At 34.9% G+C, this 24145-nt stretch carries 25 protein-coding genes; 19 read left to right on the top strand and 6 right to left on the bottom strand.

Features of this window, described 5'->3' with window-relative positions; all coding sequences use genetic code 11:
- The first annotated feature begins 11 nt into the window (after nucleotides 1-11).
- Together AC6H33_RS08495 and AC6H33_RS08490 are read left to right on the top strand one after the other, a co-directional pair.
- The gene (locus tag AC6H33_RS08495) at nucleotides 12-686 is read left to right on the top strand and encodes a response regulator transcription factor (RefSeq protein WP_497604455.1); all 675 of its coding nucleotides are present in this window, start codon (nucleotides 12-14) and stop codon (nucleotides 684-686) included.
- Nucleotides 680-2074, top strand: coding sequence for a sensor histidine kinase (locus tag AC6H33_RS08490; RefSeq protein WP_497604454.1), 1395 nt, complete (start codon nucleotides 680-682; stop codon nucleotides 2072-2074). Before AC6H33_RS08495 ends, AC6H33_RS08490 begins: the two co-directional genes overlap by 7 nt.
- On the opposite strand, the gene AC6H33_RS08485 is transcribed toward AC6H33_RS08490, so the two are convergent.
- The 5 genes from AC6H33_RS08485 to modD all read right to left on the bottom strand — a co-directional run bounded on the left by AC6H33_RS08485 (nucleotide 2071) and on the right by modD (nucleotide 7438).
- The gene (locus AC6H33_RS08485) at nucleotides 2071-3738 is read right to left on the bottom strand and encodes a DNA polymerase III subunit gamma/tau (protein WP_497604453.1); all 1668 of its coding nucleotides are present in this window, start codon (nucleotides 3736-3738) and stop codon (nucleotides 2071-2073) included. The genes AC6H33_RS08490 and AC6H33_RS08485 overlap by 4 nt on opposite strands.
- 64 nt (nucleotides 3739-3802) lie before the next feature.
- Nucleotides 3803-4546, bottom strand: a complete 744-nt coding sequence (gene murI / locus AC6H33_RS08480) for a glutamate racemase (RefSeq protein ID WP_497604452.1) — start codon at nucleotides 4544-4546, stop codon at nucleotides 3803-3805.
- A 3-nt stretch (nucleotides 4547-4549) separates the two neighbouring features.
- The gene (gene rho / locus AC6H33_RS08475; protein ID WP_497604451.1) at nucleotides 4550-5902 is read right to left on the bottom strand and encodes a transcription termination factor Rho; all 1353 of its coding nucleotides are present in this window, start codon (nucleotides 5900-5902) and stop codon (nucleotides 4550-4552) included.
- 145 nt (nucleotides 5903-6047) lie between these two features.
- On the bottom strand, nucleotides 6048-6572 hold the full coding sequence (locus tag AC6H33_RS08470; protein ID WP_497604450.1) for a hypothetical protein: 525 nt from the start codon (nucleotides 6570-6572) through the stop codon (nucleotides 6048-6050).
- A 47-nt stretch (nucleotides 6573-6619) separates the two neighbouring features.
- Nucleotides 6620-7438: a ModD protein gene (gene modD / locus AC6H33_RS08465; RefSeq protein ID WP_497604449.1), complete on the bottom strand. Its 819-nt coding sequence runs from the start codon at nucleotides 7436-7438 to the stop codon at nucleotides 6620-6622.
- 429 nt (nucleotides 7439-7867) lie between these two features.
- Between modD and AC6H33_RS08460 the strand changes: the two genes are divergently transcribed.
- The 17 genes from AC6H33_RS08460 (at nucleotide 7868) to AC6H33_RS08380 (ending at nucleotide 22703) form a co-directional block, all read left to right on the top strand.
- A complete protein-coding gene (locus tag AC6H33_RS08460; protein ID WP_497604448.1) occupies nucleotides 7868-8203 on the top strand; it encodes a hypothetical protein in 336 nt (111 codons plus the stop codon).
- The gene (locus AC6H33_RS08455) at nucleotides 8204-9079 is read left to right on the top strand and encodes a hypothetical protein (RefSeq protein ID WP_497604447.1); all 876 of its coding nucleotides are present in this window, start codon (nucleotides 8204-8206) and stop codon (nucleotides 9077-9079) included.
- Nucleotides 9080-9089: 10 nt separating this feature from the next.
- Nucleotides 9090-9266: a hypothetical protein gene (locus AC6H33_RS08450; RefSeq protein WP_497604446.1), complete on the top strand. Its 177-nt coding sequence runs from the start codon at nucleotides 9090-9092 to the stop codon at nucleotides 9264-9266.
- 158 nt (nucleotides 9267-9424) lie between these two features.
- A complete protein-coding gene (locus AC6H33_RS08445; protein ID WP_497604445.1) occupies nucleotides 9425-9958 on the top strand; it encodes an REP-associated tyrosine transposase in 534 nt (177 codons plus the stop codon).
- Nucleotides 9959-10165: 207 nt separating this feature from the next.
- Complete coding sequence (surE, locus tag AC6H33_RS08440; RefSeq protein ID WP_497604444.1) at nucleotides 10166-10960, top strand: 5'/3'-nucleotidase SurE; 795 nt, start codon at nucleotides 10166-10168, stop codon at nucleotides 10958-10960.
- 4 nt (nucleotides 10961-10964) lie between these two features.
- Nucleotides 10965-11837 (top strand): tRNA threonylcarbamoyladenosine dehydratase, encoded by an 873-nt coding sequence (locus AC6H33_RS08435; RefSeq protein ID WP_497604443.1) that lies wholly within the window; start codon nucleotides 10965-10967, stop codon nucleotides 11835-11837.
- A gap of 58 nt (nucleotides 11838-11895) precedes the next feature.
- On the top strand, nucleotides 11896-12393 hold the full coding sequence (greA, locus tag AC6H33_RS08430) for a transcription elongation factor GreA (protein WP_497604442.1): 498 nt from the start codon (nucleotides 11896-11898) through the stop codon (nucleotides 12391-12393).
- Nucleotides 12380-13384: an N-acetyl-gamma-glutamyl-phosphate reductase gene (gene argC / locus AC6H33_RS08425; RefSeq protein WP_497604441.1), complete on the top strand. Its 1005-nt coding sequence runs from the start codon at nucleotides 12380-12382 to the stop codon at nucleotides 13382-13384. The genes greA and argC overlap by 14 nt, the downstream gene beginning before the upstream one ends.
- 3 nt (nucleotides 13385-13387) lie before the next feature.
- Nucleotides 13388-14125, top strand: coding sequence for a UDP-2,3-diacylglucosamine diphosphatase (locus AC6H33_RS08420; RefSeq protein ID WP_497604440.1), 738 nt, complete (start codon nucleotides 13388-13390; stop codon nucleotides 14123-14125).
- A gap of 3 nt (nucleotides 14126-14128) precedes the next feature.
- A complete protein-coding gene (locus AC6H33_RS08415) occupies nucleotides 14129-15070 on the top strand; it encodes a chemotaxis protein CheW (protein WP_497604439.1) in 942 nt (313 codons plus the stop codon).
- An 11-nt stretch (nucleotides 15071-15081) separates the two neighbouring features.
- Entirely contained in the window at nucleotides 15082-17487 is a 2406-nt protein-coding gene (locus AC6H33_RS08410; RefSeq protein WP_497604438.1) for a hybrid sensor histidine kinase/response regulator, read from the top strand.
- Nucleotides 17484-17975, top strand: coding sequence for a chemotaxis protein CheW (locus tag AC6H33_RS08405; RefSeq protein ID WP_497604437.1), 492 nt, complete (start codon nucleotides 17484-17486; stop codon nucleotides 17973-17975). Before AC6H33_RS08410 ends, AC6H33_RS08405 begins: the two co-directional genes overlap by 4 nt.
- A gap of 8 nt (nucleotides 17976-17983) precedes the next feature.
- Nucleotides 17984-19105 (top strand): MlaE family lipid ABC transporter permease subunit, encoded by a 1122-nt coding sequence (locus AC6H33_RS08400; RefSeq protein WP_497604436.1) that lies wholly within the window; start codon nucleotides 17984-17986, stop codon nucleotides 19103-19105.
- Entirely contained in the window at nucleotides 19105-19845 is a 741-nt protein-coding gene (locus tag AC6H33_RS08395; RefSeq protein WP_497604435.1) for an ABC transporter ATP-binding protein, read from the top strand. The genes AC6H33_RS08400 and AC6H33_RS08395 overlap by 1 nt, the downstream gene beginning before the upstream one ends.
- Nucleotides 19846-19850: 5 nt before the next feature.
- Nucleotides 19851-20813, top strand: a complete 963-nt coding sequence (locus tag AC6H33_RS08390) for an MlaD family protein (RefSeq protein ID WP_497604434.1) — start codon at nucleotides 19851-19853, stop codon at nucleotides 20811-20813.
- A gap of 1 nt (nucleotide 20814) precedes the next feature.
- Entirely contained in the window at nucleotides 20815-21411 is a 597-nt protein-coding gene (locus AC6H33_RS08385; RefSeq protein ID WP_497604433.1) for an ABC-type transport auxiliary lipoprotein family protein, read from the top strand.
- On the top strand, nucleotides 21408-22703 hold the full coding sequence (locus tag AC6H33_RS08380) for an aminopeptidase P N-terminal domain-containing protein (RefSeq protein WP_497604432.1): 1296 nt from the start codon (nucleotides 21408-21410) through the stop codon (nucleotides 22701-22703). The genes AC6H33_RS08385 and AC6H33_RS08380 overlap by 4 nt, the downstream gene beginning before the upstream one ends.
- A gap of 6 nt (nucleotides 22704-22709) precedes the next feature.
- Here AC6H33_RS08380 and AC6H33_RS08375 read toward each other — a convergent pair whose 3' ends face one another.
- Entirely contained in the window at nucleotides 22710-24143 is a 1434-nt protein-coding gene (locus tag AC6H33_RS08375; RefSeq protein WP_497604431.1) for a sensor domain-containing diguanylate cyclase, read from the bottom strand.
- Nucleotides 24144-24145: the final 2 nt, after the last annotated feature.

Raw genomic sequence — 24145 nt, 5'->3', positions numbered from 1 at the left:
GAGGAAACATTATGAGTGCGAAGATTGTGGTTGTTGAAGATGAAGAGGATATTTTAGAGCTTATCGAGTATAACTTGACAAAAGAGGGCTATGAAGTCATCGGCTTTTTAAACACAAAAAATGTTGAGCAACTTCTTGTCGAAGAGAAGATTGATTTGCTTTTGATGGATAGAAACCTGCCAAATGTCGAGGGTAGCGAGTTTGTAGCATCACTAAGAAAAGATGGCTTTTTAACACCTGTTATATATCTGAGCGCAAAAGGGCTTGATAGTGAGATAGAAGAGGGGTTTTTAAGAGGCGGTGATGACTATATCACAAAACCTTTTAACATGAGAGAGTTGCTTTTACGTATAAAAGCTCTACTTAGAAGAACAACAAAAAATGTAGAAGATGCAATCCTTTCACATAGAGATTTAGTGCTTGATAATAGTTCAAGAACACTTAGAGTAGATGGCAAAAATGTAGAGATCACAAAGCTAGAGTTTGATTTGTTGAGTGAATTTATTTTAAACAAAAACAATGTATTAAACCGTGAATATTTGCTAGAGAATGTATGGGACAGCTCAGAGGAGTATCAGTACAAAACAGTCAATGTTGCAATAAATCGTCTAAAAGAGAAGATAGACCCTTCTAAAACAAAGGAGTACATAGTTTCAGTTCGCGGTGTTGGATACAAGCTATGCTAAAAATACATCAAGTATTTATAATTAAGTTTTTGCTTCTTTTTGTTGGTACACTTCTTATAACTTCTCTTATCAGTTACTTTGCACTCAAAAACAGCATAGTAGAACATAACAAAACTCATCTCAAAAATTCTATACAAATCGTAGATTTAGGGCTTGATAACGTCAATAACCTTGATGAATATGTATCAAATATTCATAAAAAAACTTCTCTGCGTACAACTATCATAGATGAAAATGGCTCTATTTTAGCAGAGTCAAATGCAGATAAAGCACAAATGGATAACCATTTGCAGAGATTTGAAGTAATGGAGTCAAATACAAAAGAGTATGGCTATATCATAAGATATTCAAACACAGTAGAAGCAGATTTTTTATATGTTGCAAAAAAAATTGTGTATAAAAATAGAGATATTTATATAAGACTATCCATGAGTTTGGCACAGATAATGGATGATTTCTACTCTTTATGGATAAAACTTCTATTTATTTTTATAGGTATTTTAATTATTGCTACAATCGTCTCTCAAAAAATGAGCAAGAAAGTTGTCTATGATATAGAGCAAATTACAAGCTATCTCGATGAAATTTCAAATAAAAACTACAAAGCAATCATAAAGACAAAATATTTTTATGAGTTTTTACAAATCTCACTGCTTCTTAAAAATTTGGTTAAAAAACTTAGTAAAAACGAGAAGAAAAAATCAAAATATATGGCGAAACTAAGGCTTGTCAATAGACAAAAAAATGACATTTTATCAGCCATTTCACATGAATTTAAAAATCCAGTAGCTTCAATAATGGGGTATGCTCAAACGATTCAAGATGATAGCGATATGCCAAAGACAGTGCGAGATAAATTTTTACTAAAAATCAGTGCAAATGGTGAGAAAATATCAAAAATGCTTGATCGACTTACCCTCTCAGTTAAACTAGAAAATGAAGATTTTGCAATAACAAAGAGTGAATTTGACCTAAAAGTGCTTTGTGATGAGGTAGCATCAAATTTAGAGTCAAAATACAGAGATAGAAAAATTTTACTTAGTGTTGAGAATATAACTCTCTTTAGTGATAAAACTATGCTGGAATTAGCTCTTGTAAATTTAGTTGAAAATGCGCTCAAATACTCAAGTTCAGATGTTTTCATAGAGCTCAAAAATAGTGTGATTTTAGTAAAAGACAGCGGGATAGGTATAAAAGAAGATGAGCTTCAAAATGTTACAAAGAAGTTTTACAGAGTTGATAAAAACAGTTGGAATAACTCGATGGGATTGGGATTAGCTATGGTTAGTTATATCTTAAAACTCTTAGGCTCATCTCTCACAATAGAGTCAAAGTTTGGGCACGGCTCAACGTTTGGCTTTAGTATCAAAGAGATGTTAAAGAGTTAGATTTTAGACTGGATTGTTATCTTTTTAGCTTCAAAGAGCTCTATTGCTTTTTGAACCATCGGCTCATCTTTTATATCTGCACCGTTTATCTCACGTGAAGAGTCTGGATTTTGACAGTTTGTTACACAGCTTCCACTACCACCAATTTCAGCCTCCTCAATCATAGAATATGGCTCTTGATAGTCTATATTAGGTTCTGGTATTTGCTCTTTTTGTGCTTGGGCATGTGGCGTATCTTGCGCTTTACTGCAAACTTCGTGTTTGATTTTTGTCTCAAATCCAAATATTTCTCTCACTAGCTGTTTTATGACTCCATAGCCATGCGTCAATACTTTTTTACACTCTTCATCAGCACAACTCTCCCATGTAAGTGTTGCGCTATCATAAGAGATAAATGTGATGCTTTTTGTAAAACACTCTCCAAGTTCAAAGTTTCTATCTTTGATTTTTAAAATCAGTTCATCAAACTCCGCGCTTTGGTTTTTTGTTTGAATCTGCGGTGTCTCTTGCATGTCAGGTATATTTTGCGCTATGTTTTGAATACTCTTGCTTTGTGGCGCTTCTACTTCTAACGCAGATGATATAGCTGGTCTATATATCTCTTTTTGAAGCGATTCTATCATCTGGTCAACCTCTTTTATGCGAAGAGCCTCAACCATTTTAAAAAATATCAAAGAGAGTACAAAAGAGCCATCAGCATTTATACTAAATAGATATTTCGCATCGCTTAGTATTCTAAAAAATCTATCAAGTACAAGTGTTGAGTAAAGAGCATCAGAGGCGTACATACGCTCTTTTAAGAAGGCTATCAGCTCATCTACAACCATCTGTGCTTCATAATCTTCAAGACTCTTTACATACTCAACAATCTGCGCATAATCCTTTGCAAAAACAGCGCTAAAGAGCTCTTCTATAAACTTTGGATCAACGAGGCCGAGCATATCTGTAACTGTGCGAACATCCACATGATTTTTAGAGTAAATGATAGCTTGGTCAAGCAGTGTCAGTGTGTCTCTAAGGCTTCCGCTTCCGCTTCTAGCTATGATATCTAACGCCTCGCTCTCATATTTTATTCCCTCTAGGTTTAGAATATGAGCGAGATGGTCTGATATCTTGTTTGTTGCGATAGACTTAAATCTAAAGTGCTGAGTACGGCTAAGAATGGTGGCTGGTAGTTTTAGTGGGTCAGTAGTAGCTAGTATAAATTTTACATAAGATGGTGGCTCTTCAAGGGTCTTTAGCAGAGCATTAAATGCCTCTTTTGTTAACATGTGAACTTCATCTATAATAAAGATTTTAAATCTTGCAGTCGTTGGTTTATACTTTGTCTGCTCTATCAAATCTCGTATATCATCTATCTTTCTTGAAGAGGCACCATCCATCTCTACAATGTCAATATGACGGTTTTCAAGAGCTAAGATACAGTTTTGGCAAACTCCACATGGTTTATGAGAGATGCCTTTTTCACAAATTAGAGCTTTTGCAAAGATACGAGCTGTGGATGTTTTTCCGCTGCCTCTAAGTCCAGAGAAGAGATAGGCATGTGAGAGTCTGTTTGCATCAAGAGCTAGTGAGAGAGTCTGAGAGATGCTATCTTGACCGATAAGTTCATCAAAATTAATAGGTCTATATTTTCTAGCTAATACTTCTGAACTCTCTCTCATATAAACACTCCATTTTAGGTGGCTGATTTTAGCATTTTGTGGGTTAAACTTTGCTCATAGAAGCTTATAAATTTAGCCACTCTTTTGCTATGGATTTGAGGGATTCTGGGTTTTCAGATGCAAAAAATTCTAGCTTTGTTATCTCAAATTTTTCTTTAAAATCAAAATCTTTCTCTAGCTGTTCAACTATCGCATCTCCAGAGTGGATAAAGATAGTGTCCTCAGTAAAATATCCCTTTAATGAATCCGTAATAAGAGGAAAATGAGTACATCCTAGTATTAGCGCATCAGGTTTTTTTAGTGCGCCAAAGTAGTGTTTAAAAGTAGCTTCCAATATCTCACCACTATAAATACCCTCTTCAACAAGCGGTACAAAAAGTCCAGTAGCTTTGGCTTGTAAGTTTTGAAAACCCTCAGCATTTAAGCCAACTTCGTAAGCTTTTGAGTTGATTGTTGCTTTTGTTCCAAGGATAAGAATATTTGAGTTTTTATCTTTAAGTGCATTTGCAGTTGCCAAGATACCAGCTTCAACAACGCCTATTACAGGGCATGTTGAGGCTTCTCTCATCTCGAGAAGTGCGTGAGCACTTACAGTGTTACATGCAACTATAATGAGGTCAAGTTCAAAGTTTTTAAAAAACTCAACAGCCTCTATTGCGTAACGTATGATAGTGTTTTTATCTTTTATGCCATAAGGCACACGAGCTGTATCACCAAAGTAGATAATCTCTTTAAAGAGCTTATTGTCCAAAAGAGATTTTACGACAGTAAGTCCGCCGATACCGCTATCAAATACACCTACCTTCATGAGCTACTGATTTGTATTCATGCTTTCTAAAAATTCTTCGTTCGTAGGTTTTTTGCCCATTGTTGAGTAGACAAATTTTAGTGCTTCAATCTCGTTGTCTTGCTTATGAATCATTTGACGAAGGATAAATACTTTTTGTAGAATTTCAGGTCCTATTAGAAGTTCATCTTTTCTAGTTCCAGATTTTAGGATATCCATAGCAGGGAAGATTCTTCTATCTGCAATTTTACGGTCAAGTACAACTTCTGAGTTACCAGTACCTTTGAACTCTTCAAAGATAACTTCATCCATTCTGCTTCCTGTATCAACAAGTGCAGTTGCGATGATAGTCAAACTTCCGCCATTTTCAATGTTACGAGCAGCTCCAAAGAATCTTTTTGGTTTATGAAGAGCATTTGCATCAACACCACCGCTTAAAACTTTTCCGCTTGATGGCGTAACTGTGTTATAAGCACGTGCAAGACGAGTGATAGAGTCAAGTAAAATAACAACGTTTTTACCTAGTTCAACGCGTCTTTTTGCTTTTTCAATTACCATCTCAGCAACTTTTACGTGGTTTTTTGCAGGCATATCAAAAGTAGAGCTGTAAACTTCACCCTTAACACTTCTCTCCATGTCCGTTACCTCTTCTGGTCTCTCATCAACTAGTAAAACCATTAAATCTATCTCTGGGTGGTTATGCGTGATACCATGAGCAATCTCTTTTAAAAGCTCTGTTTTACCACTTCTTGGAGGTGCAACTATAAGCCCACGCTGCCCTTTTCCGATAGGTGCAAAAAGGTCCATCATACGGCCTGTTAGACCTTTTTCTCTGTATTCTAGTTTGATTTGTTCTGTTGCATAAAGTGGAGTGAGGTTTTCAAAGAGAGGTCTTTTTTTACTCTCTTCAGGAGGAAGGCCATTAACAGCTTCGATTTTTATAAGTGCGTAATACCTCTCTTGCTCTTTAGGAGGTCTAACTTGCCCTGTGACGACATCTCCGTTACGAAGTGCAAAGCGCTTAATCTGCGTATTTGAAACATACGCGTCGTTGATACTCTCGTCAAAACTCTTGTCAATAGAGCGTATAAAACCGTAACCATCCTGCATAATCTCTAAGATACCGCTAAAGAGGATAAACCCGCCTTGTTCAGTTTGAGCTTTTAGTATCTCAAATATAAGGTCTTGACGTTTAAGCTCATTTGGCTGTTCAATATTTAACTCAACAGCCATAGCTGTTAACTCTTCAATACTTTTTATACGAAGGTCTTCAACACTTACACCTTTTACTGGTTTGTGCGTTCTTGTCTTTGGAGTGTTTGTGTTACTTTTGTTGTTACTGTTTTTGCGAGGCTGTTGTGAATCGATATCGCTCATAAAATGGCTACCTTAGTTTTTGAGATTTTGCACTGTGGGATATTTTTCTAGAGTGCATTGGGAAAGTGTATTTCAAATATTTTGATGGCAGAATTTTACACTAATAGAACTTATGTTGTCAAGTCGTCATATTTCTATGTCAAAGTTAAGCATATAATTTCTTATTAAACTCATCAAACTCTTGAAGAGTTTTTTCTAATAGCCTTTGAACCTCTTTAAAAATATCATCATTAGTTTTTACTTTTGAGATTGCATTATCAAACATATCTACAATGCTTGATTTCACGTGGTTTGTCTGCTTTTCGTCTCTTAGTTTGCTTGGCTCAAATATAGAGGCTATATCTTTTGCCATTTTTGTAACAGGAGAAGTTGGAGCATCCTCGCTTAACTCTTTTAAAAAGTCATCTATATATGGCTGTGCTACTTTCATAAACTCATCTATCTCTTTTTGGTCTTGCTCATCTATACCGTTTGATTTTATGGAGTAGTTAAATGACTGCATAGATGAGAAGCTAAACTCACTGTTTGAGCCTTGTGAGTTTTTCTGAGAGTTCATACAAAGCGCACTCTCATTTGCAAAATCCATCTCTATAACATCGCCACTAGATGTTCTCATAGAGATGTTTAAGTCATGAGACCTGTAAGCGTTAAGTGAGTATGAAGTATCCATATAAAACTCCTAAATTTGCTTACAAATCGTCAAATCATCAAATTTTTTTAGTTGTCCTCTTTTATTTTTACTTTTATATCAAGAGGTTTTGCATGGTATGGCGATGAAGTAACTATAAAATCAACGCCACACTTTGCAAACTCAGCAATGTTATCTTTGTTGATACCGCCAGTTGCAGAGACTAGTAGATTTGAAAACTCTTTTTTCAACATTACACAGTTTTTTAGTGTCTCATAATCCATCTTTTCACACTGTAAAATATCAGCGCCCAAAGAGGCAAAATACCTTGCACTACTCAGTGAATCAACTTCAACGGCTACCTTTTTCTCTATAAATTCACTCTTTAGTTTCTTGAAATTTCTCTCTAGTTCCTCTTTATCGCTTAAAAATACAAGATGTTGATCAAATACTAAAATAGAGTCATAAAGCCCAAGGCGATGGGGTGCGCCGCCTCCGCACATGACAGCTTTTAGCATCATCTCTTTTACACCAGGGAAGTTTTTTCTAGTAGTTGATACGCTTATATTTGGGTTTATCTCTTTTGCCGTTTTTACAAGAGTGTTTGTATAGGTTGCGATACCACTCATATACTCAAAAATATTTTGAGAGATTTTCCACGCTTTATGGAGTTTTGAAGCCTCTGATTTGCACTCTAAGATAACTTCTTGAGCTTCAACTTTATCGCTATTTTTTTTGAAAAAAGTGTGTTTTATATCTAACTTGCTTAATATTTCTCTTACTTCATCCACACCACTAAGTATGATTTCGTCTTTTGGTGCAAAAGTCATTAAACCTTTTTTATCACCAATCCCAAGTCCAAGAGTTGTTAAATCAAAATAACCAACATCTTCAAATAATAAATCCATCTAAGACTCCATTTACTTAATTGAGGGATGATTTTATCATACTATTTGGTGTTAAGTACAATTTTATTTTTTGATAAGTGATGTTAGAATATCCTCGTTCCCAAGTTCCACTTGGGAATGCATACAGATAAAAAAGAATCAAAAGACATAAACTGATGTATACACTCTCAAGCACAGCATGGGAGCGAGAGTGTATTTTCATTCTCAAATAACAGCATTTTTTATACTAGTTTAATAGTACATTTTTTTTGTAATGGTTGGAAATTGTTAAATTTTATAATACAATACTTTTGATTATAAAATAGTTTCATTTTTCCTCGTTCCCAAGTTTCACTTGGGAATGCATATAGGTAAAACATATAGACAAACAAAGACATACACTCCCAAGCACAGTGTGGGAGCGAGAAAACGCAGGTGAAGGAACTATAGATGAATAATGATGATGAAACAGTTCTACATGTAAATATAACAAGTGTCAATACAGTAGAGGGCGACTTGGATAACAATAACCAACTGACATTTATTATTGGAGCTTCAAGAGAGTTAAAAGATGGAGAGTCTGTAACGCTAGAGCTTAACATAAATGATATCTCAACTGATGGCTCAGACTATGGGTTTTTAAGCCAAGACACCATAACTCTAAACTCAACTAACCAATACCAGACAATCACACTTGATATATTTGGAGATGAAGTTATAGCAAATAACATATCTACATGTAACTTGCATGTAGAACAAATAAAACAAAAGAAAGAGGTGGCGTAAATGAAAAGATTGTTTTTAACAAGTGGATTAATTATAGGTTTGCTTCTTAGCATAAATGGTTGTAGTACTGTATCTGCAAAATATTATGGAATGAAATACTGCTCCGCAGAACCAAATCCAAAGACTTGGATAGGTGAGGTGGTTGAAGTACCTGTTAGTATCTACTGGGAGGATGAACTATATAATGGTTTTACTGATGAAGATGCGAAACTAATGGTGATAAACTATCTTGATGGTGTACATCTACAAATAATGGCACTCAATACACCAGATGGTAATGTGAAAATATACTCTTTTAAAGATGCACCTCAAAGTTATATAGACTTGGTTAAAGAGGGATTTGCTGTTGCGGAAGAGTGGAAGGTGAGAAAAAAAGCTTCAAGCGAAGCTTTTGATAAACTTTACGATAAAAGTAGTTCTAAATTTCGTGATGGATATAGCAAGGAATCATCTCCATTAAAAGAGTTGAGTGCAGCGTTTAGAGAAACAGACCAGAAAAAATCCTCCATCCAAAAACAGATAGAAGAAGAAAAAGAAAAACTAAACTTAGTAATAACCCAAACAACCAAAGAAGCTATGCCAAAAATGAACTATACGGTTACAACTAAAAAATTACCTCTGCCAGACTCAGCAAAAGAGTACATATATATGGATGAAGTAAAAGTTATAGATAACACTGCAAATAAGGTAATTGCCTATAACACAAGAGTAATGCAATTATACTCATCTTCTCTTGTCCCAGATATGGTTGGAGGGAGAAGATTTACTTCTGAACCATTATGTGGTGGAAAAACACCTAAGATATTTGATCATGATGTTTTTATATCTATTGGTCATTTAACAAATGCACGAGCAAAACATATAACTTTAAGATAAGGAAAAAACAATGGCAGAATTAACACTAAATACAAATACAATTACAGACATGGGTGAACTCTCAAGATTTGCATATTCAAGTTATGAAAATGCTATAGAAATAGGTAAAACTTATTCAGGTACTTTTTCCTCGTTCCCAAGTTCCACTTGGGAATGCATACATGTAAAACAGAAGCAAAAGCTATAAACTGATGTATACACTCCCAAGCACAGCATGGGAGCGAGAGTGGCATGGGGGCAAGAAAAGCACAGCATGGAAACAAGTACGCCACAAAATATGACAATCTGCAATAAAATCAACCAACTACAAAAACATCTGATACCATTAAACAAAAAGGAAGTTTTATGGGAAGAAGCAGATACAAAATATATGAACAGACACATCCGCACTTTGTAACATGTACAATTCTTCACTGGATACCTATCTTTACAAGAGTAGAAACAACAGACATAATTTTTGAGAGTTTAAAGTACCTTCAACAGACAGATAATCTAAAACTATATGCCTATGTGATACTTGAAAATCATCTTCATTTGGTTGTAAGCAGTGATGATATAGGTAAATCAATGAGGAGCTTCAAAGCCCATACTGCAAAAGAGATTTTAAAGCTTCTTCAAGAAAAAAATGTAAAAACCATACTTGAGCAATTGGCTTTTTACAAGAAGGCGCACAAAAAAGAGACTACTTATCAGCTTTGGCAAGAGGGGATACAGCCTAAACTGATTAAAGATGACAACATGATGCATGAGAGGATTAACTACATACATCAAAATCCTGTAAAAAGAGGTTATATAGATGAAGCTAAGTTTTGGCGCTATAGTAGTGCTCGGAATTATGAAGGTGTTGATGGGTTGATAGAGATTGAAAAGTTTTTTTGATGTATGCATTCCCAAGTGAAACTTGGGAACGAGGAAGGGGGTGTATGCATTCCCAAGTGAAACTTGGGAACGAGGGAGAGGGAGTAAAACTTGGGAACGATGGGGTGGGGAAGTTCCATTTTAAAGAGAGAGCACAATTTTATTTTTTGATAAGTGATGTTAGAATATCAATACACAATAATTTTTTAGCAAATTTAAGGAACTTTTTTGAGATACAAAATTTTAGTTACAAATGATGATGGGTACGAGGCAAAGGGGCTTCTGGCGCTAGTTAAAGCGCTCAAAGAGATAGAAGGAGTGGATGTTATGGTTGTAGCACCTGCAAGTGAGAAATCAGCATGTGGGCACTCTTTAACGCTTGTACGACCTCTGCGTTTTGTAGGGGTTGATGATAACTTTTTTAAGCTTGATGATGGGACCCCAAGTGACTGCGTATACCTTGCACTTAGCACAATATATGTAGATTCAAAACCAGATTTGCTTATCAGCGGAATAAATAGAGGCTCAAACATGGGTGAGGATATTACATACTCAGGAACAGCGGCAGGTGCTATGGAGGGAGTTCTTCATGGCGTTCCTTCCATAGCTATCTCTCAAGTTATGGATTTTAGTGACCCTCAGGGCGATTTTACTCTGGCGCAAAAGGTTATAAAAGAGCTTGTTTTAAAGATAAAAAACGGCTCTTTTCCTCTGCCAAAAAGAGAGTTTTTAAATGTAAATATTCCGCCAGACCTTGATTCTACCGATAACAGAGATGCAAAGATGGTTGTAACTTATGCTGGGTATAGATTTTACGCAAACGACTCACATCTTCATAGAAACCCAAGAGGAGAGGAGTTCTACTGGCTAGGGCTTCATCCTCTAAATTTTCTACCAAGAGAGGGAGTGGAGGGTATAAGTGATTATGAAGCTATTGAGGCTGGAAATATCTCTATAACGCCAATACAGCTTGATATGAGCGCATATAAAAGTATGAATAAACTCAAAGCATGGATAGAGTAGAAGAGTGAGATACGAACGTATAAAATCTCTCTTGGGAGATGACTTCTTAAAACTTCAAGATGCAAAAATTTTACTGCTTGGCGTTGGCGGGGTTGGCGGACACTGTCTTGATTGTCTCTTTAGAAGTGGCGTGAGTGATATAACGATAGTAGATTTTGATACTTATGATGAGAGTAACCAAAATCGCCAACTTTGGTCTGAACTGCATGAGGGCGAGATAAAAGTTGAAGCTCTTCAAAAGCACTATCCAGATGTAGAGATAATAAATGCTCGTATAGATGAAGAGTGGATAAAAAACTTTAACTTTGATGAGTATGACGTTGTTCTTGATGCTATTGATGATATAAAAGCGAAATTAGCTCTTGCTCAAAAGTGCTATAAAAAGCTTATATCTTCTCTTGGAAGTGCCAAAAGATTGGACCCGACAAAGATATATGTAGATGATATTTTTAAGAGCTATGGCGATAAATTTGGTTCAAAAATCCGCTATGAGTTGAGAAAAAGAGGGTTTAAAAAAAAGTACAAAGTTGTATTTTCTTCTGAAGAAGCACAAGTAAAAGATAAAGGAAGCTTTGTCGGAGTAACTGCAGCGTTTGGGTTTGTAATGTGTAGTGAGGCTATAAAAATGGTAAGAGAAAAAAAGCCAAATCCTCTTTCGTGTCGAGGTATCATAGGCGATGGTTGCGGCGGTGGGAGAGATTTTTTCATAAAAGATGAGACGCTTTTTGCATACGATGAAACTTCAAACGAGAGCATAACACTTTTAGAAGGTATAAAAGATGCAAAAAAGATAAGCAAAAGTGGATGCATTATAACTATAGAGTGCATAGAAGCAAAGACGAAGTTTGACCTTTCGCTAATGAGTGTGATAAACTAAGCAGGTGTTTAATCTGCTATAATTATGCAAAAAAATCAATATAAAAAGAGAATAGTTTATGCAAAAAATAGAGCCAATGACACTGTTTGGATATAACAAACTCCAAGCTGAAGTAAAAAATATAAAAGAGGTTAAGAGACCTCGTGTTGTTAAAGATATAGAAGAGGCACTAGAACATGGTGACTTAAAAGAAAATGCCGAATATCACGCTGCAAAAGAGCAACAAAAGATTTTAGATAACCGTTTAGCTGAACTAGCAGAACTTATTGGTTCTTCAAAGATAGTAGACCCAACTGAATTAGAACATGCTAAAGTGAGCTTTGGCTCAACTGTAGTTCTTTGTGACCTAGAGAGTGAAGAGGAGTTTACATATACAATAGTAGGCGGATGCGAATCAAACCCAGATACGGGACTAATCTCATTTAACTCTCCATTGGCACAACAACTTCTTGGCAGAGAAGAGGGGGATGATGTAAAAGTTCAGCTTCCAAATGGCAAAAAAGAGTTTGAGATAGTTGAAGTAAAATATCAGGAGATAGTCTTTGAGTGTCATTAATGTAGGTGTTATCGGAGCCAGTGGATATACGGGGCTTGAACTTGTTAAGATTCTTATAAAGCATCCAAAGTTTAATCTCGCCTATGTTGCAAACTCTGAGGGAGGAGTAACTCTAGGCGAGTTGCATCCATCTCTCAAGGGTGTTTTTGAGTGTAATGTTTTAAAAGTAGATATAGATGAGTTGGCGCAGGAGTGTGAACTTGTTTTTTTAGCAGTTCCTCATCAAACAGCCATGGCGTATGTTAAACCTCTCATAGAAAAAGGGCTCAAAGTTGTTGATTTATCGGCTGATTATAGACTTCCTCAAGATATTTATGAGGAGTTTTACTGCCCTCATACAGATACCAAAAATCTATCTCATGCAGTTTATGGGCTTCCTGAACTTTTTGCCAAAGAGCTAAGAAGTGCTACACTTGTAGCAAATCCTGGATGTTTTCCAACTTCTGCTATTTTGGGTCTGTTGCCATTTATGGACAAGCGTGTAGCGCATACGCCAATTATTGTTGACTCAAAAACAGGTGTTAGCGGAGCTGGCAAAAAACTAAGTGATGTAACGCACTTTGTAAATGTAAATGACAATCTCTTTGCGTACAATCCGCTTATGCACAGACACGCTCCAGAGATTGCTCAAAAGCTTGGAGTTGATTTTGATGAGGTTCATTTTGTTCCTCATTTAGTTCCTCTTACTCGTGGCATGTTGAGCTCTATCTACATTCAAGTTGAAGGTGATTTTGACGCATTTTCAGTTTTAAGTGAATTTTACAAAGATGCAAAGCATGTAAGAGTTAGTAAAAATCCAGTAGAGATGAAAAATGTTGCAGGAACTAATTTTTGTGATGTTTATGTAAAACAAAAGGGCAACGTTCTTTTTATCTCAAGTGCGATAGATAACCTAATGAGAGGTGCTTCTTCGGCTGCTGTTGCAAATGCAAACTTGATGATGGGGCTTGATGAAGAGCTTGGAATTCCAAATATAGCGTATGTTCCATAAGTAATGCAAGAAAAGTTTGAGATACTAGAGGGTGCATTTGTAGTAGCAGATGCGCACTACTCTTATAAACGTCCACTTTTTTTAGATTTTTTAAAAGATATTTATTCTCACACACTACGCCCAACACAGCTGATTTTAATGGGTGATATATTTGATGCACTCTTTGGTGAAATTCCCTACACACATACGATAAATCAAGAAGCCATAAACCTTATAAATGAGATATCAAAAGAGATAGAAGTTATCTATCTTGAGGGAAATCACGACTTTAATCTTAAAAAAATTTTTCCAAATATAAAAGTTTTTCCAATCGCATCTCAACCTCTTACATGTAGTTATAAAGAGAAAAAAGTTCTTTTAAGCCATGGAGACATAGAGGGCGCATTGGGGTATAAGATATATACAAAAGCAATTAGAAATCATTACGTACTGCTTCTTCTTAGAGCTGTTGATACAGTTTTGAAAAATTGCATTTTAAAACGTTTAGACCTATACTTGAGCCAAAAGAATGATTGTAAAGAGTTTATTGGTTTAGAGGTTTTTATGACTAAGAGACTCTCTGAGAAATATAGTTGTGACTATTTTGTTGAGGGGCATTTTCATCAAAACAAGATGATAAAAATGAGAGATTTTATATATATTAATCTTGGTGCTTTTGCTTGCAATCAAAGATACTTTATAGTAAAATCGACAGACAATATAGAGTTATTAGAAGAGAAAAATTTCTCAAAAGGGATTTAGTATATGAATATAGATGATTCATTAAAAGTTGGTTCAAACGAGATGGAACTTGTAGATTTTCGCATCTTCAAACAAGAAGATGAGAGAGTTTATGAGGGAATTTATGGGATAAATGTCTCTAAAGTTCGTGAAATTATTAAGCTTCCAAAATTAACAGACCTTCCTGGAACACCAGAGTTTATAGAGGGTATATTTGATTTAAGAAGTGTTGTTATTCCTGTTGTAAATCTTGCAAAATGGATGAAAATAAAACAGCCTGAAGGCATTGAAAAAAACTCAAGAGTCATTATTACAGAGTTTAATAATGTTTTGATTGGCTTTATCGTTCATGAAGCAAAAAGAATTAGACGTATTAGCTGGACTGATATTGAACCTGCATCTTTTATGAGCAACAGCGCTTCCGTTGAAGGAAGCAAGATAACTGGTGTTACGAAGATAGAAGGAGACAATGTTCTTCTTATACTAGATCTAGAGAGCGTTGTGCAAGACCTTGGTCTTTATGAACCAGACACGCAGTTTAACTCTTCTGATATAGAGAGTTTCTCAGGATTGGCTCTTGTATTGGATGATAGTTCAACAGCTAGAAAAATAGTAAAAGAGGCTCTTATAAAGATGGGCTTTGATGTACTTGAAGCGATTGACGGCGAAGAGGGTCTTGAAAAACTTGATGAGCTATATGAACTTTATGGAGACAAGATAGCTAAAAATTTAAAAATCATTGTATCAGACGTTGAGATGCCTAGAATGGATGGTTTCCACTTTGCAGCAAATGTCAAAGAAGATGAAAGATTTGAAAATATCCCAATAGTATTTAACTCTTCAATAAGTGATCATTTTAGTGAAGATAGAGGTGTTGAGGCTGGTGGTGAAGCTTACTTGGTTAAGTTTAAAGCAAGTTCATTTTACAATGAAGTAGCACGTATTGTTCGTGCACATATGAAGTAGGGAGTATAAATATGGATGAATTTCAAGAGATATTGCAAGATTTTTTAGTAGAGTCTTTCGAGCTTATAGAGCAACTGGATCAGGATTTAGTTGAATTAGAAACAAGACCAGATGATTTAGAGCTTTTAAATAGAATATTTCGTGTAGCACACACCGTAAAAGGGGCTTCATCATTTTTAAACTTTGATGTTTTAACGCACTTGACGCACCATATGGAAGATGTACTAAATAAAGCAAGACATGGAGAACTCGTTATTCTTCCAGCTATTATGGATGTTATCTTAGAGTCAATTGACCTTATGAAAGCGCTCTTAACTACAATTCGTGATACAAGCGCTGATGATGGCATTGATGTCTCTGGCTGTGTTTCAAGACTTGATAAATGTTCTAAGGGATACGGTGAGGATGAAGTTCTAAAATCAACACCAGCACCTAAAGAAGAGATTAAAGTAGAAGAGCCTAAAGAGGAAGAGATTGTTAACGTTGATAACAGTAATGAGCCAGATTACGACAATATGGATGCTGATGAGTTAGAGGCCGAGATAGAGAGACTTCTTCAACAAAGACAAGCAGAAGATAAAGAAAAAAGAGAACAAAGAGCATCAAATGATAGCGCAAAAGCGTCAAATGAAAATGATGCCGAAGATGAATATGTACCCGCTATGAAGAGTCCAGTTGTTGTTACTCCAGCAAGAAAACCAGCATCTTTTGGTGATGACTCAGATTCAAGCGATGAGGCAAGAGCTGCTTCTCCAGCAAAAAAACAATCAAATGTTGAGCAGACTATCCGAGTTGACGTAAAAAGACTTGACCACTTAATGAACCTTATCGGAGAACTTGTTCTTGCTAAAAACAGACTTATCAAAATCAATGATGACGTTGAAGAGCGTTATGAGGGCGAGAGCTTTTTAGAAGAGCTAAATCAGGTTGTTTCTATCGTCTCTATCGTTACAACTGACCTGCAAATTGCTGTTATGAAAACAAGAATGCTTCCAATTGGCAAAGTATTTAACAAATTCCCTAGAATGATTCGTGATTTAAGCAGAGAACTTAATAAAAAAATAGAGCTTGAAATATTTGGTGAAGATACAGAGCTTGATAAATCGATTGTTGAAGAGATTGGTGACCCTCTTGTTCACATCATTAGAAATTCATGTGACCATGGGATAGAAATCCCTAAGATACGTGCTGAACAGGGTAAAAGTGAGACAGGTACGATAAAGTTAAAAGCGTACAATGAAGGCAACCAAATCGTTATTCAGATTGATGATGATGGAAAAGGCCTTGATGTTGATATGCTAAAGAGAAAATCTCTTGAAAAAGGGCTTATAACAGAAAAAGAAGCTGACAATATGAGTGATAAAGAGGCGTTTGCGCTTATCTTTAAACCAGGTTTCTCAACAGCAGCAGTTGTCACAAACGTCTCAGGGCGCGGTGTTGGTATGGACGTTGTAAAAACAAATATCGAAAAAGTAAACGGAATCATAGACATAGATAGTGAAATAGGAATCGGAACTTCTATGAAGTTAAAGATACCACTAACTCTAGCTATTATTCAAGCACTTTTAGTTGGTGTTCAAGAGGAGCATTATGCTATCCCTCTTGCTTCAGTTTTAGAGACTGTTAGAATATCAAAAGATGAAGTTTATACCGTTGAGGGTCGCTCTGTTATGAGACTTCGTGAAGATGTTCTCTCGCTTGTGCATATCGGGGATATTTTTGAAGTTGAGCGTATTTTAGACTCAAGTGAATATGCTTATGTTGTTGTTCTTGGGCTTGGGGCTAGTAAACTAGGGCTTATAGTTGATACTCTTGTTGGACAAGAGGAGATTGTTATAAAATCTCTTGGAGAGTTCCTCAAAGGAATAGATGGCATTGCTGGAGCAACAATCAGAGGAGATGGCGGCGTAACGCTTATCGTTGATGTTGTAGCAATTATGGATATGGCAAAACATGTTAAGGCAAGTGCAATAGTCGATAGCACTTCTGATGCAGCGATGCTGACATATGAAAAAACAAAAGCAAGTGACTATACAGTTATGATAGTAGATGACTCTAAAACTGACAGAACTATTATGAGAAAAGCGTTAGAGCCACTTGGTGTGACATTGGTTGAAGCGGGTGATGGACAAGAAGCACTTGGTATCTTAAAACAGGGCGATTACAATTTTGATGCGATGCTTGTTGATATAGAGATGCCTAGAATGGATGGTTATTCACTTGCAACAGAGATTAAAAAATATAACCGCTATAAAAATCTGCCTCTAATTGCTGTAACTTCTCGCACTGGCAAATCTGATAGAATGCGCGGAGTTGAGTCTGGAATGGTTGAGTATATTACTAAGCCATATTCTGCGGATTATCTAATGAGCGTAGTTCAAAGAAACATTAATTTTAGATCGGAGTTTTTAAAATGAGCGATAAATTACAACAGATAATCAAAAAACAGAATCTAAGAGATAGTAATCAAGAGAATGTAAATGATGTTGTTCAATTAGTTGGTTTTGTAATCGGGGATGAAGAGTACGCTGTTCCAATTTTATCTATTCAAGAGATTATTAAACCATTTCCATGGACTAGAGTTCCACAAGTGCCAAAGTACGTTGTCGGCGTTTTTAATATGCGTGGTGCTGTTATTCCACTTATAGATTTACGTCTGAAATTTGGACTAAACCAAAAAAAGCATAATGAAGAGACAAGATTTATCGTCATGAGAGATGGAGATGATGTTGCAGGATTTGTAATTGACAGGCTCACAATGGCGATAAGAATCAAAAAGTCAAATATAGGACCAGCGCCTGATACTGCAAGTGGTGATGATACATCAATTGATGGTGTTGGAAAACAAGAAGATAGAATTATAACTATCTTAAAAGTTAAAAAACTTCTACAAAGAGATTTTTAGCTTCCCGTATGAATTACTCCTCTTTTAAAATTATCCATCTTGATAATGGGCTCACTCTAAAATTTAGAGGGGAGCTTACCCTCTATAATCTTATGAGATATAAAAAAGAGATAGATAAAACAGAATTTTCAAAAGAAAAAAGTGTAGTTATAGATCTTCTTGAGTTATCTTTTTTAGATAGTGCAGGTTCTATATTTTTAAATAATCTGCAAAAAAAGCTTGAACTAAATGGTTCTAGCGTAGAAATAGAGTGTCAAAACAGAGATGTTTTTGATATGTTAGAGTTAATCAGATCTCAAAAAGCAACACTTCAAAAAATAGCAAAAAAACCAAAAAGAGATCCAATTGAAAAAATAGGCGAAAAAAGCTACAAAACTTATCTAAACTTTGTATATTTTATGGCATTTATTGGAGAACTATTTACACACAAGCTACGATATCTTATCTCTTATAAAAATATACGCTTTAAAGAGATTGCTTTTGAAATGAACGAGTGTGCCATTAAGGCGCTTGGAATAATTGCCCTTACTAGTTTTTTAATCGGTGTTGTTATAGCGTATCAATCTGCTTATCAACTAAAGCTATATGGGGCAAATATTTTTATAGTAGATATGTTAGGGCTCTCAATTTTAAGAGAGTTATCCCCGCTTATCACCGCAATAGTAATAGCTGGAAGAAGCGGTTCTGCTTTTACAGCACAAATTGGGGCTATGAAGATAACTCAAGAGCTTGATGCTATGCAGACAATGGGCTTTGATCCATATAGATTTTTGGTTGTTCCAAAAATAGTGGCGCTTATGATAACGATGCCAATTCTTATTTTTGTCTCAGATATTATGGCAATAATAGGCGGAATGGTAGTTGCAAATCTTGATTTAGAGATAACTGTTGATATGTTTTTGGATAGATTTAATGAAGTAATAAACATAAAACACTTTATAGTCGGTATCATTAAAGGACCTTTCTTTGCCTTTTTAATTGCCGCTATTGCAATATATCAAGGACTGCTTGTTAAAGATGATACGCAGAGTATAGGGTTCAATACAACAAAAAGCGTTGTAGAGTCAATTTTTGCGGTAATTATATGTGATGCTATCTTCTCGATAGCTTTTACAAACTTGGGGATATAATGAATAGTATTATTAAACTAAGTGGCGTTAGAACTGTCTTTGATGAAAAAGTAGTTCATGAAAGCGTAAATTTGAGTGTGCCTAAGGGAAGTATATATGGCATACTTGGCCCTAGTGGATGTGGCAAAACAACGTTGCTTAGAGAGATGGTAATGCTTCAAGAATTTCATGGCGGAGATATTGAAGTACTTGGTCATAAACTAAAAAATATCAGCTATAAAGATGCAATGGAACTTAGACGCGGATGGGGTGTTTTATTTCAGTATGGAGCGCTATTTTCATCTCTAAATCTGCGAGACAATATTGCGCTTCCTCTTGTTGAGTATAGTGATCTCTCAGAAGCTATGATTGATGAGATTGTTGCTTTTAAGATAAATATAGTTGGCTTAAGGGCTGAAGATGCTTATCTCTTTCCATCACAAATAAGCGGTGGAATGAAAAAAAAAGCAGGTCTTGCCAGAGCACTAGCCATGGATCCAAAGCTTCTTTTTTTAGATGAGCCAACAAGTGGGCTTGACCCAATATCTGCTAGAGAGTTTGACTCTTTGATAGTTAAACTAAGAGATTTGCTAGGACTTACCATTGTAATGGTGTCACACGATTTGCGTTCAATCTACGACACACTAGACCATGTTGCGATAATCGATAATAAAGAAGTGGTCTATGAAGGTAATTTAGATAATATATTTAGCGTTGAAAATCAGTTTATACAAACTTTTTTTAGCGGTATGAAAAGGTAGAGGCTGTGAATAATAGAGTAAATTATAGTTTAATCGGGTTTTTAATGCTCTTTGCAATATTTTTAATGCTTGGATTTGGGTACTGGCTACTTAAACCATCTAAAGATATTGAGATGAGAACATATGCCATCCATTTTGAAGAGTCAGTTTTGGGTTTAAACCTTGATGCTCCTGTTAAATTTAGAGGGATAAGCGTTGGTAAAGTAACTCGTCTTAGTATAAACCCAAGTAACTCTGAAGAGATAGTAGTTTTAGTAAATGTACTTAAATCAACTCCTATAAAATCATCTACAATGGCGCAACTTACATCGCAAGGCATTACAGGACTTAGCTATATAAACTTAAGTTTTGGTGATGATAGCGCGGCTCCACTAAAGAGAGAAAATGGACAGGAGTATCCAGTTATAAAAACCATTCCATCGCTTTTGATAAAACTTGAAAATACGCTTGGAGACATTACTCTAAATCTTTCAGATACACTACAACGTCTTAGCGGTGCACTAAGGGATGAAAATCAAAAAGAGATAACACTTCTTTTAAAAAATAGCAATATTTTTATCTCAAAACTAAACAAAACATTAGATGATAAAACAATAGATGATTTTCAAGAAACTATGAAAAATTTAAACAGCGCCTCTAAAAAACTAGATGATATGTTCCCTCGTATAGAGAAGTTTATCAATGGCAGTAGTGCTTGGGAAGAGAGCATCTCTAAGTCATTTACCTCTATTTCAAACAGCTATCTAGGGATTAAAGACTCTATGGATACATTTAAGGGTGCGGTTAAGAGTGGGGATTTTAATATCAAAGAGATTACAAATGATCTCTTGCCAACTATAAACAACACGCTTATAGAGATGCAAAATCTTATAATTAAAATGCAAGAGACACTAGACGCTCATGAGAGAAGCCCAGCTGATGTGCTCTTTATGCAAGAAGAGATTAAAAAAGGACCAGGTGAGAAATAAAATGAAGATAATATTTATATCAATAATACTTTTTATATTTGTTGGCTGTACAACTATAAAACCACACGTAACTGAGTTTAGAGTTATCACTAAAGATGCACAAACAAAGAGTAGCGCCAATAGCTGCAGGGAGAAATCGCTAAAAATATCTCAAGCTTTTAGCTCCGCATCTTTGCTCTCTTTAAATATGGACTATACAGAATCTGATAACAAAATATTTTCTTATTCGCAGTCACATTGGCAAGAGTCACCAAGTAGTTTTATAACCTTAGAGTTATTTAAAAGCATAAGAGATTCTGCTATGTTCAAGAGTGTGCACTCTTTTAAATCAAGAGTTAAGAGCGACTACATTTTAGAGGTAGATATAGAAGAGTTTATGCAGTTTTATACAAAAGATATGAGTGGCTCTTATGTTAATGTAGTTCTTAATATATCTCTTATTGATACAAAAACAAACAGTGTAGTATCAACAAGTAAATTTACCTCTAAAATAGATACCAAAACAGCAGATGCAAATGGCGGAGTAGAAGCACTTAGCAAGGCTCTTGATGAGATAATTTCAAAAAATATAGAGTGGTTAGACGGAGTTTGTAAGTGATAAAAGAGAGCGAATATAAAAAGAGAAGAGATACTTTAGCAAAGGGGTTTTTAAAAAACTCTATCGCAGTTATATTTAGTGCCAAGGAGGCTACTCGCTCAAACGACACGCATCATCCATATAGACAAGATAGCAACTTTTACTACCTTTGTGGGTTTAAAGAAGATAACTCAGCTCTTATGTTCATAAAAACAAAAAAAGGTCTTAAAACTGCTCTTTTTGTTCATAAAAAAGATAAGACATTAGAGTTGTGGAATGGGAAAAGATTAGGCGTAAAAGAGGCAAAGAAGAGATTTTTAGTTGATGAAGTTTATGAGATAGATGAATTTAAAGATATATTTAAAGCTTCTATCAAAGGTAAAAAAAATATCTATTTTGAGATAAATTCAAAAAAAAGCACTCTAAATAAGATTTTAAAAAGTACAAAATTTTTTAAAGAAAAACTTGACATCATTGCACATGTACAAAAAATGAGACTTATAAAATCTGCCTCTGAGATAAAGCTTATACGAGAGTCAATAGCAATTACAGCAAAAGCACATCACAGAGCTATGAGCATGAATAAAGAGGGCAAGTATGAGTATCAACTACAAGCAGAGGTAGAGCATGAATTTAGACACAATGCAGCTTATAGCGATGCTTATACGTCAATAGTGGCGTGTGGAAACAACGCAAACACTCTTCACTACATAGAAAATTCTAAACCACTAGTTGATGGAGAGCTTATCTTGATAGATGCGGGGTGTGAACATAACTACTACGCTAGTGACATAACAAGAACCATCCCAGTAAATGGTAAATTTAGTGAGCCTCAAAAAGAGCTATACAATTTAGTTTTAGATACCCAACTAAAAGTTATCAGTATGATAAAGCCAAAAATAATGAGAAGTAGGCTTCAAGAAGAGGCAGAGAAACTCTTAACTGAGGGAATGATAAAACTTGGAATCTTAAATGGAAGTGTTAAAAAAGCTATTAAAGAGCAAAAACATAAAAAGTACTATCCGCACGGAATAGGGCACTGGATGGGCATAGACGTTCATGACCCAGCACCATATAGAGATAAAAACAACAAAGAGATAGCGCTAAGGGAGGGAATGGTTTTAACAATTGAACCAGGTCTATATATCGATAAAGATGATAAAAGTGTACCAAAGAAGTTTCGAGGAATAGGAATTAGAATAGAGGATGATATTTTAGTAACCAAAGATGGATGCGAGAATCTATCATCTTCTATCGCGAAAACTATCGAAGAGGTAGAAATTATTTGTCATATCAGCAAAAGAGATATTTAATAGTTTTTAGATAACCGTAACAATATTTTTACCATTTGATTTTGATGTATACATGGCTTTGTCTGCTCTGTTTAAAACAGAGTCAATATTATCATCTGACATAACTGCGGTTATTCCAAAACTAGCTGTTATTCCCGAAGAGGTAAGGTGTCTTAAGACGGCATCATTTTCAATTAATTCTCTAAGTTTCTCAGTAATTATCATAGCTGCTGTAATATCTGTATTTAAAAAGAGTATAACAATCTCTTCCCCACCCCATCTTGATATAAGATCTACTTCTCTATTGTTATTTTTAAGAATATTTGATATTTGTTTAAGTACCAAGTCTCCAATATCATGCCCATAAGTATCATTTACATCTTTAAAGTTATCGATATCTATAAAAGCTATACAGCATTCCTGTCTTGTTCTATTATGCATTTTTATTATTTTTAAAAATTCATCTTCAAAATAGCGTCTGTTATACAAATCTGTTAAAGGGTCTCTAAAAGCCATAGATTCAAGCTTGTTATTGTATGTTCTGATAATTCTAAAGACAACAAAAGAGATAATAATAGTTATGCTAAGAGAGAGAAGAATGTTGAAATATAATATTTTTTTTACATCTTTTGTATAGTTGTCTATTTTTGCTTCTACTGATAGATAAAGATTTAATTCAGTGATATATTTTGTATTTATCAAATAGTCATCATTGTCTTTTTTAAACTCTATCATAGTTGTGCTTTTGGAAATGATTTTATCAATAATCTCTTTTGAAATATTTGTTTTATCTATATTTGTATGTAAATTTTCCCCTTTTTCTGACAAGACTATATTCCCATTTTCATCAAAAAACTGCACCTTAAAGCCATACTTTTGTCTAAAAAGCTTTAGCATGTCATCAATATATGATATTTTTAAAGCTACACCTGTCGCACCTATGTATTTATATGAATTATCAAAAATTTTATAGTTTATAAACATAATCAACGAGTTTGAAATATGCTTATTAAAATCTATGTTGATTTCATGATTTTCTTGATTTTGTAAAAAGTTAAAATACCATTTGTTTGTATTATTATTTGGATTGATTGCTTCAATAAAGCCATCTTGTGTGTAGTAATTCTTAGTTTTCTCTGATACCAAAAAGGCGCTAAGCATCCCATATTTATTTTTTATTGACTCTAGGTATTTGATGATTCTTTCTTGATTGTTTTCATCTTTTAGTAGCCAATCATGAACAAAAGTATCGTTTGCCATCATAGAAGAGACTAGGTAAGGCTCTATTATATGCTTTTGTATTTCTGTGTAAATATTATCTAAAGAGAGAGGCAAAGATTGGTTTTTTAGCTGTTTTTGAGCACTGTCTAATGAAACAAAATAATTTACAGTAGATATGCTAAAAGATAATATAATAAGTAATATAGTTATCAGTAAGATAACTCTATATTTTGAATTCATCA

It is taken from the genome of Sulfurimonas limnophila (genome assembly GCF_059705345.1).
Note: the sequence above shows the minus strand (reverse complement) of the source record. Positions and strands in the feature narration are given on the sequence as shown.